A 10,906-nucleotide genomic window follows, 5' to 3' on the forward strand; every position below is an offset into this window, starting at 1 on the left:
CGGCGATGGAGTCGATTTCCGGCGCTTCGCGGACGATCTCCGCGGCGAGCGTGCCCTGCCCGTCGATCACGACCGGGTCGTCGTAGGCCTCCACGTAGCGGGCGCCGGGAACGGCAGCCGCCTCGTGCGCGGCGGCCGCCGCGTCCGCATACCGGTCGCCGGTCCGGACCAGTTCGGCACCCGCCGCCTCGATGCGCCGAGCCTTGCTTTCCGGCACGGTCGAGGGCACGTAGACGGTGGCGGGCAGGCCGAGGATCGCGGCGGCGGTGGCCACGCCGATGCCGTGGTTGCCACCGGACGCGGTGATCACACGCCGCGGGCGCGGGCCGCTGAGCAGCACGTTGAGCGCACCCCGCAGTTTGAACGAGCCGGTCCGCTGGAGATGTTCGAGCTTGAGCACCACCGGTCGGCCGTCGATTTCGGTCCGGAGCAAGGGAGTGTGCCGGATGTGCGGGGCGATGCGCGCTGCCGCGGCGGTCACACCGTCGGCAAGAGTGGCTGTCATGACCCCACTGTGGCCAGTGGAGGTCTTAAGTAGTTAGCGCTATTGGCTAAGCCGACGTTAGCAATACTTAAGGCCGTGATCGCCCCCGAACGACTCCGTGTGCTGGTCGAGGTCGCACACGCCGGGTCCATCGCCACCGCGGCCCGCCGCATGGGCTTCACCGCCTCGGCACTTTCACAGCAACTGGCCCGGCTCGAACGGGAGGCGGGCTGCGCCCTGCTGGAGCGGCGGCCGACCGGCGCTTCGCTCACCGAGGCCGGGCGTCTGCTGGTGGAGCACGGGGAGTCCATCGCGGGCGAGTTGCGCGACGCCGAACTGGCGCTGGCACGGTTGCGGGAACTGCCCGCCGCGGAGCTGAGCGTCGGCACCTTCGCCACCGCGGGCCAGCTGCTCGTGCCGCCCGCGATGCGGGCCTTCCGCGAGGCGTACCCCCGGACGCGGCTGCGGCTGGTCGACCTGGAACCGCCGGACGGGTACGGCCTCGTTCTGGCCGGTGATCTCGACCTGCTCATCACCCACCGGTACCCGGCCGTGAAGCTGCCGCCCGCGCGGGGCCTGGTGCGGCGGTCCCTGCTGGCCGACCGGCTGCGCCTGGTGCTGTCGGCGGATCATCGCCTGGCCACGGCCCGGCGTCTGCGGTTCGAGGACTTCGCCGAGGACGACTGGATCTCCGGCGACGAGCGGGCCCCGAGCCGGATCTGTTTCGAGAGTCTGGTCGAAGAGACCGGTGTCCGGCCCCGGGTGGCCTACGAAACGAGGGACTATTCCGTGATCCTCGCGCTCGTGCGGGCCGGACTGGGAGTGTCGTTCGTGCCGCAGAGCCTGCTGACCGCCGCCGACCCCGCGCGGCTGGTGGTGCGGGACCTCGCCGGACGACGACCGGTTCGCGAGATCCACACCGTGCACCGGAACCGGCCGCCCGCCCACGTGGCCAAGATGCTCGACCTGCTGCGGGAGGCGGCGGTCCGGCTCGGATAGCCCGGGTTCAGGAGACGCCGACCAGGTCGACGACGAAGATCAGGGTTTCGTTGGGCTTGATCACGCTGCCGGCGCCCCGCGAGCCGTAGGCGAGGTGCGGCGGGATCACGAGCTTGCGACGGCCGCCGACCCGCATACCGACCACGCCCTGGTCCCAGCCCGGGATCACGTGGCCCTGACCGAGCGGGAAGCGAAACGCCTCGCCCCGGTTCCACGAAGCGTCGAACTCGGCCCCCGTGGAGTGCGAGACGCCGACGTAGTGCACCGATACGACCTTCCCCGAGGTCGCCTCGGGGCCGTCACCGACGGTGATGTCGGTGATCTCCAGATCCGCCGGTGGCGGTCCCTCGGGCCGGTCGATCTCGGGCTTCTGCAGTGCCATGAACTACTCCTTGTTGTCGGGTGTCGGTGCGACCGTAGCGATCGGTGTAACGGTGCGCATCACGACACGGGGACCACGACCACCCCGATGTAGTCGACCGGTTCTTCGCCGACGTTGGCGTAGCCGTGTGGCCGGTCGGCGGTCATGCGCGCGGTGGAACCGGCAGGCACGGTGACTTCCTCCTGACCGACGCTAAGCCGGAGCGATCCGGTCAGCACGTGGATCAGCTCATGAGTGCCGGAAGCGTGCCCCTCGCTCCGATGCTCTTCTCCGGGCTGGAGCCGCCATCGCCATAACTCGGCGGGCGCGGGAGCGTCGGTCCCGGCGAGCAGCCGCCCGGTCCCGCCCGACTCACCCTCCCACAGCAGATTTCCCTGGTCCTGGACCGAAATGGACGGGGCTTCGGTGCCTTCGAGCAGCGCGGTCAGCGAAACGCCGAGCGCGTCGCCGACCCGGATCAGGGTGGCCAGGTTCGGGTTGCCGCGGCCCTGTTCGAGTGCCACCACGACACCCTTGCTCAGCCCGGCGCGCGCGGCGAGCGCGTCCATGCTCCAGTGCCGCGCGATCCGCCTCGCGCGGATGTTGCGGGCGAGCACGGCCGCCGGTTCTCCGTCGGTCACCAGGGACTCCTTCGATAGTCGATATATTGTACTGATTGGGTCGCTAAACTGACCGGCGACAGGAGGACAACTGTGCACGATAGGAACAGGCTGCTGGACGGAATCCACGTGGACCAGGAGGTGTTCCGGCTGCGCCCCGACTTCGCGCTGCTCGCGATCGTGGTCGAGGGGCTGCCCAGCGGGCCGAGCGAGGGGATACCGGTGACCACGCGTGCCGAGGCGGGTGTCCACGTGGACTCCTGGCGGGAGGCCTACCGCGCCTTCGGTGCCAAGCCGAACCGCACCAGGAACTCGCTGGAAGCGCTCCTCCGCCGCCCCGAATTACCGCAGGTCAACCGCGTGGTCGACAGCTACAACACGGTTTCCGTCCGGCATGGACTGCCGATCGGCGGGGAGGATCTGGACGCCTACGCAGGCTTGCCGCGGCTGGTGCGGGCCCGGGGCGACGAGGCCTTCGACACCATGGCGAACGGCGAGCCCGTCACCGAGACCGCCGATCCGGGAGAAGTGGTGTGGCGGGACGACGCGGGGGTGACCTGCCGTCGATGGAACCACCGGCAGTGTGTGCGCACCCGTCTGCGGGAAGACAGCAAGCGCGGGCTGTTCCTGCTGGAACGGCTCGAACCGATGCCACTGGCGGCCCTCTCGGCGGCCGGTGAGGATTTGATCCGCGCTTTGGGGCCGGACGTCGACGTGTGTTCGAGGTTGATTGCACAGGAGGCTGCATGAACGAGTGGACGCCGCGTACGCGCGCGGTAGCGGCGGGGCGGCCGTCGGGCCCGGGCGAGCCGCTGAACGTGCCGATCGTGCCGGCCAGCACCTTCGTCGCGGGCGGCGATTTCGCCTACGCCCGCGAGGAGGGCACCAGGACGTGGGTGGCGCTCGAAGAAGCGATCGGGGCGCTCGAAGGCGGTAGCGCGATCGCGTTCGCCTCCGGGATGGGCGCGGTGGCGGCGGTGCTCGACCTGCTCCCGGCCGGGGCCGGGGTGGCGGTGCCGACCTTCAGTTACTCCGGTACGCGCGGTCTGCTCGATCACGCCGCGGAGCAGGGGCGGCTTAAGGTGCGGCGGATCGACCCGAGTGACCGGGAGGGCTGGGCCGCCGCGGCGGGCGAACTGGATCTGTTGTGGCTCGAGTCGCCCACCAACCCGACGCTGGAACTGATCGACATCGCGTCGCTGGCCGGTGGCAAGGCGCGCGTGGTCGTCGACAACACCTTCGCCACGCCGTTGGGGCAGCAGCCGCTGACGCTGGGCGCGGACATCGTCGTGCACAGCGCGACGAAGCTGATCGGCGGGCACAGCGATCTGCTGCTCGGCCTCGCGGTGGCGGCCGACGAGACCCTGGTCACCGGCCTGCGGGCGGCCAGGACCCGGCTCGGTGCCACGCCAGGCGCGCTGGAAGCGTGGCTCGCGCTGCGTGGCCTCCGCACGCTGCCGGTCCGGCTCGCGGAGCAGTCCAGGACCGTGGCGCTGCTGGCGGACCGGCTGGCCGGGCATCCGGCGGTGCGCCGGGTGAGCTACCCGGGTCAGGGCACGATGATCGCCTTCGAGCTGGCCGACGCGGACACCGCGGAGAGGTTCTGCGCCTCGCTCTCACTCGTCGTTCACGCCACCAGCCTTGGCGGGGTGGAGAGCCTGGTGGAACGGCGGGCGCGGTGGGCAGGAGACGCCCATGTGCCGCCGGGCCTGATCCGGTTCAGTGTCGGTCTGGAGGATCCGGAGGATCTCTGGCGCGACCTGGACCAGGCCCTGGGCTGAGCCGGGCCGGCGGCGGGGTGAGCATCCGCTCGTTGACCTTGATCGGGTGGGATGCGAACCTAAGCTACTGGTCCGGCATTCCGGGGCTGGAGGGTGGATGAGGGTCCGGGTTTCCGCCATCGCGCTGGCGTTGCTGCTGGCGGTCACCGCCTGTTCCGCCGGGTCCACCGCCTCGGTCGGCGGCGGGCCCGACACGCTGGCGGTCGGGTTCGCGGCCGAGCCCCAGAACTTCGACTTCACCCGCACCGATGGCGCCGCCATCCCGCAAGCCCTGCTGTACAACGTGTACGAGGGTCTGGTGAAGCTGGACGCGGACGGCCGGATCGTGCCGCTGCTCGCGCAGTCGTGGACGCTCAGCCCGGATCGCCTGGCGTACGACTTCCAGTTGCGCCCCGGGGTGAAGTTCAGCAACGGTGCCCCGTTCACCGCCGACGACGTCAGGTTCTCCCTCGAGCGGGTCAAAACCGGTTGGACCGTCTCCCTGAAGTCCAAAATGGACGTCGTTGACCACGTGGAGGTGGTCGACCCGCTGCATGCGAGAGTGGTGTTGAAAAAACCCAGCAACGGCTGGCTTTTCGACCTGACCGGCCGCGTCGGCGCCATGTTCAGCCCGACCGGGGTGGCCGATCTCGCGAACGCGCCCATCGGCACCGGGCCGTACCTCGTGGCGAGCAGGCGCCGCGGTGATTCCATTGTGCTGCAACAGAATCCGGCGTACTGGGGGCCGAAGCCGGCCTACCGGACGGTGGTGCTCAAGTACATCAAGGATCCGACCGCGCTCAACAACGCCTTGCTGAGCAACGGGATCGACGTCGTCTCCACGATCACCGCGCCCGATTCGATCCCGCAGTTCGAGGCCGATAACCGGTTCACGGTGCTGCAGGGCACCACGAACAGCGAGGTCGTGCTGTCGTTCAACAACGCGAGGCCGCCACTGGACGACCGGCGGGTGCGGCAGGCGCTGACCCTCGCGATCGACCGGAAGGCACTGCTCGCCACCGCCTGGGCCGGCCGGGGCACGCTCATCGGCAGTATGGTGCCGCCCACCGACCCCTGGTACGAAGACCTTTCCGGCTACTACCCCCACGACCCGGCCCGCGCCAAGGCGCTGCTCGCCGAGGCGGGGCAGACGAACCTGGTGCTGCGGCTGCGGATCCCGAACCTGTCGTACGCGGTCAACGCCGCGCAGGTGGTCGCCTCCGAGCTGGCGGACATCGGGGTGCGCGTGAACATCGAGCCACTGGACTTCCCGGCCGTGTGGCTCAAACAGGTGTTCAACGGCCACGACTACGACATGTCGATAGTGCAGCACGTCGAGGCCCGGGACATCGCGACCTTCGGCAATCCCCAGTACTACTGGGGCTACGACAACCCGCGTGTGCGGCAGCTGCTCGCGGCGGCGGATGCCGGGACGGCCCAGGAGCAGGTCGACGACATGAAGCAGGTGGCGGAGACGATCACCGCGGACGCCGCGGCGGACTGGTTGTTCCTGTTCCCGAACGTGGTGGTGGCCAAGAAGAAGGTGACCGGGCTGGCCCGCAACCAGGTCGGCGAATCCTTCGACCTCACCGGGCTGGGGCGGGCGTGATGGTGGCGGCGGTGCTGCGCCGGACGGCGATACTGGTGGTGAGCGTGCTCGCCGCGTCGATCGTGGTGTTCGCCTTCATGGCGGTGCTGCCGGGCGACCCGGCCCAGGTCGCACTGGGGGTGAGCGCGACGCCGGAACTGCTGGCCAAGACCCGCCACGAGTTCGGCCTCGACCGCCCGTTGGCCGTGCAGTACCTCGGCTGGCTCGGCGGGCTGCTGCACGGGGACTTCGGCCGCTCCTACGTCACCGGTGAGGCGATCGGCCCGCAACTGGTCGACCGCCTGGGGGTGACGTTGTGGCTGGTCGGTGCGGGCATGGTGGTCGCGGTGGTGATCGCGGTGCCGCTCGGCACCCTCGCGGCGACCTGGCACCGGCGCGCGGCCGGGGCGACGATCTCCGGCCTGTCGCAGCTGGGCGTGGCGGTGCCGGCGTTCCTGGCGGGCATCCTGCTGGTGCAGGTGTTCGCGGTCGGCCTGCGCTGGTTGCCATCGGGCGGCTGGACCCCTCCGGACCAGGATGTCGGGGATTTCCTGCGCGGCCTGGTCCTGCCCGCACTGTCGCTGGGCCTGGTCCAGGGCGCGGTGTTGACCCGGTATGTCCGTTCGGCGGTGCTGGACGTCCTCGGCCAGGACTACCTGCGCACGGCGCGGTCGAAGGGGCTGCGGCCGTACCCCGCGCTGATCCGGCACGGGTTGCGGAACGCGGCGGTGCCGGTGGTGACCGTGCTGGGTCTGCAGTTGACCACACTGCTGATCGGCGCGGTGGTGGTGGAGCGGGTGTTCGTGCTGCCCGGTCTCGGCAGTCTGCTGCTCGACTCGGTGGCCGCACGGGACCTGCTGACCGTGCAGGGCATCGTGCTGGTGCTGGTGGTGGCCGTGCTCCTGGTGAACTTCGTGGTCGACGTGGCGTACGCGCTGATCGATCCGCGATTGAGGGAGGCCGGCCGGGAGAGAGTGGGGAGCCGATGAGCGTCGCCGTCCGAAACCGCCTCAACTGGCCGCTGCTGACCGGAACCGCGCTGGTGGGACTCGTCGTGCTCACCGCGCTGCTGTCCTTCGTGTGGACGCCGCACGATCCGTTGCGGGTGGATGCCTCCGCGCGGCTGCTCGGGCCTTCCGGCGAATATTGGCTCGGCACGGACAAGTTCGGCCGCGACCTGCTGAGCCAGCTCATGGTGGGGGCGCGAACCACGCTCTACGTCGGCGTGCTGGCGGTCGGGGTCGCCGCGCTCGTGGGCACCCCGCTCGGGATCTTCGCCGGGATGTCGCGGCGCGGGCTGGGCGAGTTCGTCATGCGGGTCAACGACCTGGTGCTCGCCTTCCCCGCGCTGCTGCTGGCGATCATGTTCGGTGCAGTGTTCGGGCCGAGCACGCTCACCGCGATGGTCGCGATCGGCATCGCGACCATCCCGTCCTTCGCGCGGATGGCCCGTTCGGGCAGCCTGCAGGTGATGAGCACGGAGTACGTGCTCGCCGCGCGCGCGGGCGGCCGGTCGCGCCCGTTCATCGCGCGGCGGCACGTGGTGCCCAACATCGCCGGGCTGGTGATCGTGCAGGCTTCGGTGTCCTTCGCGATCGCCGTGCTGGCCGAGGCGGCCCTGTCCTTCCTCGGCTTCGGTACCCGGCCGCCCACCCCGTCCTGGGGGCGGATGCTCCAGGAATCGCAGGAACTGCTCGCCGTGCAGCCGCGGCTGGCGCTGGTGCCCGGGATCGCGATCGCCCTCGCCGTCCTCGGCTTCAACCTGCTGGGTGACGGGCTCAGGGACCGGTTGGATCCGCGACTGCGGGTGGTGTCCCGATGACGATCGACGTACGCGGATTGTCGGTGCTCGCGGGGGACGTGCCGCTGGTGCGGGAGGTGTCGTTCGAGCTCGGCGAAGGGGAACGGGTCGGGCTGATCGGCGAGTCCGGATCGGGCAAGTCACTGACGGCCTCGGCGGTCATGGGGCTGCTGCCGGACGGGCTGCGGGCCACCGGCTCGATCATGTTCCACGGGAAACATCTCCTCGGCGCGAGCGAGCGGGAGCTGTCCCGCCTGCGGGGCAACGAGCTGGCCATGGTGTTCCAGGAACCGATGACCGCGCTCAACCCGCTGATGCGGGTGGGCAGGCAGGTGGCCGAGTCGATCAGGCTGCACCGGAGGGTCCCGTCGCGGGAAGCGAACCGGATCGCCGGGGAACTGCTCGACGCCGTTGACCTGTCCGGCGTCGCCCGCGCCTACCCGCACCAGCTCTCCGGCGGCCAGCGGCAGCGGATCATGCTGGCGATCGCGCTGGCGAACGACCCGTCCCTGCTGATCTGCGACGAGCCCACGACCGCGCTGGACGTCACCGTGCAGGCGCAGGTGCTGGACCTGATCCTCACCGGGGTGGCGCGGCGGTCGGCCGCACTGCTGTTCATCACCCACGATCTCGCGGTGGTCGCGCGGGTCTGTGAGCGGGTGCTGGTGATGCTCGACGGGCGCATCGTCGAGGAGGGCAGCACGCGGGACGTGCTCACCCAGCCGCGGCACGAGTACACGAAGAAGCTGCTGGCCGCCTCGGACCTGGAGGTGGGGTAGTGGCACTCATCGAACTGCGTGACGTGCATCGGCGGTACCGGCGGGCGCACGCGCTGCGGGGCGTTTCGCTCGACATCGACGCCGGTCAGCGGTTCGGCATCGTCGGCGAGTCCGGCTCCGGGAAGTCGACCATGGTGCGGCTGCTCGCCGGGCTCGACCAGCCGAGTGCGGGCGAAATCCGGTTCGACGGACAGCGGATCGACACCCTGCCCGAGCGCAGGCTCGGTTTCCTGCGGTCGCGTCTGCAGGTCGTGTTCCAGGATCCGATGGGGTCACTCGACCCGCGCATGCGCGTACGCGACATCATCTGCGAACCCCTCGGCCACACCGACCGGGCCCGCGTGGCCGAACTGCTCGCGGCCGTCGGCCTGCCGGAGGACAGCGGCGACCGGTACCCGCACCAGTTCTCCGGCGGCCAGCGGCAGCGCATCTCGATCGCCCGTGCGCTCGCGCCCCGGCCGCGGGTGCTGGTGGCCGACGAGCCGGTGAGCGCGCTGGACGTGTCGGTGCGCAAGCAGATCCTCGACCTGCTGGCGGATCTGGTGGCCCGGTTCGAGCTGACGCTGGTGTTCGTTTCGCACGATCTCGCCGTGGTACGCCGCGTCTGCGACACGGTGGCCGTGATGCGGCGGGGCGAAATCGTGGAGCGGGGCCCGGTCGAGGAGATCTACCTGGCGCCGCGGCATCCCTACACCCGGGAACTGATGTCCGCGGCGCCGAACCTACACGCGGAGCTGGCACGTCTGCGCACCCCCGAGGGAGGACGATGATGTTCGACCCGTATCCGTCCGGGCTGCCCATCGGGGCGGGCTGGGTGTCCACACCGGACACTTGTCAGATCACTTTTCCTTACGACGGCAGCGTGGTCTCCGAAGCACCCGTCGGGACACCGGAGCTGGCGCGGCGCGCGGTGGACGAGGCGGTCGGCCTCGCCCGCGAGGTCGCGGCGCTGCCCTCCTGGGCCCGCCGGGAAATCCTGCTGAACGTGCATCGGGCGCTGACCGAATGGCAGAGCGAGTTCGAAGGCCTGCTCGTCGCCGAAACCGGGAAACCGCTGTGCGACTGCCGGGTCGAGGTGGCCCGCACGCTGGTGACCTGGCAGGCCGCGGCCGAAGAGGTGGCCCGGCTGCACGGCGAGACGGTGCCGCTCGACCTGCTGCCTTCGGGCGAGGGGCTGACCGGCTTCTGGAAGCGGAAGCCGATCGGCGTGGTGGTCGGCATCGCGGGGTTCAACTACCCGCTGCTGCTCGCCTCGCACAAGATCGCGCCGGCGATCGCGGCAGGCTGCCCGGTGATCGTCAAACCGGCGCCGCAGACGCCGCTCGCGACGCTCTGGCTGGTCCACCTCGTGCGTGAGGCGACCGCGCTGCCCGCGATGGTGCAACTCGTCACCGGCGACGCGGAGGTCGGTTCGGCGCTGGTGACCGACCGCAGGGTCGGCGCGGTGTCGTTCACCGGCTCGGCTTCGACCGGCCATCGCATCGCCAAGGACGCGGCGCCCACGAAGACCCTGCTGGAGCTGGGGTCGAACGCCGCGCTCGTGGTCGCCGAGGACGCCGACCTGGACGCGGCGGCGGACGCCGTGCTGCGCGGCGCGTTCTACGCCTCGGGGCAGGCGTGCATCTCGGTTCAGCGGCTGATCGTCGTGGACTCGGTCGCCGACGCGCTGACCGAGCGGGTGCTCGCGCGGCTCGGTGAGGCCGTCGTCGGCGACCCGCGCGACGAGGCCACCCGCGTCTCCGCGCTCATCGACGAACGGGCGACGGCGCGGGTGCTGGCCTGGATCGGCGAGGCCGCCGCGGCGGGCGCGAAGGTGCTCGCCGGCGGCGAGGCGTCCGACGGCGTGATCCCGCCGACCGTGCTGGCCGACGTGCCGGACGGGGTGGCCTGCTGGGACGAGGAGATCTTCGGCCCGGTCGTGTGCCTGCGCCGGGTTTCCGATCTGGACGAGGCCTTCGCGCAGGTGAACGCCTCCCGGTACGGGTTGCACGCGAGCGTGTTCACGCGCAGCCTCGGTACCGCGTTCCGCGCCATCGACGAGCTCGAGGTCGGTGGGGTGGTGGTGAACGAGGTCCCGGGGTTCCGGTCGGACACCATGCCCTACGGCGGGGTGAAGGATTCCGGTATCGGCCGGGAGGGGCCGCGGTTCGCCATCGACGAGCTGACCGTGACGCGGATGGCGGTGATCCGGGCGTGACCTACGACAAGCTGTTCCGGCTCGACGGGAAACGGGCCGTGGTGCTGGGCGCGGGCAGCGGGATCGGCCGGGAATCGGCAAGGGCGCTGGCCGCGCACGGCGCCGAGGTGATCAGCGCGGACCTGGATCCGGCCGCCGCCCGTGAGACCGGTGGCCGGCCCTACGCGATCGATCTGCTGGAACCGGGCGCCGCCGAGCGCGCCGCGGCCGAACTGGGGGAGATCGACATCGTCGTGCTCACCGCGGCCACGAACGTGCGCAAGCGGCTGCTGGACTACACACGGGCGGAATTCGACCGGGTGGTGGCGCTCAACCTC

At 70.8% G+C, this 10,906-nt stretch carries 13 protein-coding genes; 10 read left to right on the forward strand and 3 right to left on the reverse strand.

Annotated features, from left to right (window positions below):
- Positions 1–505: pyridoxal-phosphate dependent enzyme (locus FNH05_RS21650; protein ID WP_144590539.1), on the reverse strand; the 505-nt coding region annotated here is incomplete at its 3' end.
- Between the two features lie 75 nt (positions 506–580).
- On the opposite strand from FNH05_RS21650, the gene FNH05_RS21655 reads away from it, so the two are divergent.
- Complete coding sequence (locus FNH05_RS21655; RefSeq protein ID WP_144590540.1) at positions 581–1,483, forward strand: LysR family transcriptional regulator; 903 nt, start codon at positions 581–583, stop codon at positions 1,481–1,483.
- Positions 1,484–1,490: 7 nt separating this feature from the next.
- On the opposite strand, the gene FNH05_RS21660 is transcribed toward FNH05_RS21655, so the two are convergent.
- Together FNH05_RS21660 and FNH05_RS21665 are read right to left on the reverse strand one after the other, a co-directional pair.
- Positions 1,491–1,865: an FKBP-type peptidyl-prolyl cis-trans isomerase gene (locus FNH05_RS21660; RefSeq protein WP_144590541.1), complete on the reverse strand. Its 375-nt coding sequence runs from the start codon at positions 1,863–1,865 to the stop codon at positions 1,491–1,493.
- Between the two features lie 59 nt (positions 1,866–1,924).
- The gene (locus tag FNH05_RS21665) at positions 1,925–2,485 is read right to left on the reverse strand and encodes a helix-turn-helix domain-containing protein (RefSeq protein WP_222426674.1); all 561 of its coding nucleotides are present in this window, start codon (positions 2,483–2,485) and stop codon (positions 1,925–1,927) included.
- A gap of 72 nt (positions 2,486–2,557) precedes the next feature.
- Here FNH05_RS21665 and FNH05_RS21670 point away from each other — a divergent pair, with 72 nt between their 5' ends.
- From FNH05_RS21670 to FNH05_RS21710, 9 genes are all read left to right on the forward strand, one after another.
- The gene (locus tag FNH05_RS21670) at positions 2,558–3,214 is read left to right on the forward strand and encodes a B3/B4 domain-containing protein (protein WP_222426675.1); all 657 of its coding nucleotides are present in this window, start codon (positions 2,558–2,560) and stop codon (positions 3,212–3,214) included.
- Positions 3,211–4,245: a trans-sulfuration enzyme family protein gene (locus FNH05_RS21675; RefSeq protein ID WP_144590542.1), complete on the forward strand. Its 1,035-nt coding sequence runs from the start codon at positions 3,211–3,213 to the stop codon at positions 4,243–4,245. The genes FNH05_RS21670 and FNH05_RS21675 overlap by 4 nt, the downstream gene beginning before the upstream one ends.
- A 97-nt stretch (positions 4,246–4,342) precedes the next feature.
- Positions 4,343–5,833: an ABC transporter substrate-binding protein gene (locus tag FNH05_RS21680; protein ID WP_186382668.1), complete on the forward strand. Its 1,491-nt coding sequence runs from the start codon at positions 4,343–4,345 to the stop codon at positions 5,831–5,833.
- Positions 5,833–6,801: an ABC transporter permease gene (locus FNH05_RS21685; protein WP_144590550.1), complete on the forward strand. Its 969-nt coding sequence runs from the start codon at positions 5,833–5,835 to the stop codon at positions 6,799–6,801. Before FNH05_RS21680 ends, FNH05_RS21685 begins: the two co-directional genes overlap by 1 nt.
- Positions 6,798–7,634: an ABC transporter permease gene (locus tag FNH05_RS21690; RefSeq protein WP_144590543.1), complete on the forward strand. Its 837-nt coding sequence runs from the start codon at positions 6,798–6,800 to the stop codon at positions 7,632–7,634. Before FNH05_RS21685 ends, FNH05_RS21690 begins: the two co-directional genes overlap by 4 nt.
- The gene (locus FNH05_RS21695; RefSeq protein WP_144590544.1) at positions 7,631–8,392 is read left to right on the forward strand and encodes an ABC transporter ATP-binding protein; all 762 of its coding nucleotides are present in this window, start codon (positions 7,631–7,633) and stop codon (positions 8,390–8,392) included. The genes FNH05_RS21690 and FNH05_RS21695 overlap by 4 nt, the downstream gene beginning before the upstream one ends.
- Complete coding sequence (locus FNH05_RS21700) at positions 8,392–9,162, forward strand: ABC transporter ATP-binding protein (RefSeq protein WP_144590545.1); 771 nt, start codon at positions 8,392–8,394, stop codon at positions 9,160–9,162. Before FNH05_RS21695 ends, FNH05_RS21700 begins: the two co-directional genes overlap by 1 nt.
- On the forward strand, positions 9,162–10,589 hold the full coding sequence (locus tag FNH05_RS21705) for an aldehyde dehydrogenase family protein (protein WP_144590551.1): 1,428 nt from the start codon (positions 9,162–9,164) through the stop codon (positions 10,587–10,589). Before FNH05_RS21700 ends, FNH05_RS21705 begins: the two co-directional genes overlap by 1 nt.
- On the forward strand, positions 10,586–10,906 hold a 321-nt coding region (locus FNH05_RS21710), incomplete at its 3' end, for an SDR family NAD(P)-dependent oxidoreductase (protein ID WP_144590546.1). The genes FNH05_RS21705 and FNH05_RS21710, both read left to right, overlap by 4 nt.

This window comes from Amycolatopsis rhizosphaerae (assembly GCF_007713715.1).
Lineage (GTDB): Bacteria > Actinomycetota > Actinomycetes > Mycobacteriales > Pseudonocardiaceae > Amycolatopsis_E > Amycolatopsis_E rhizosphaerae.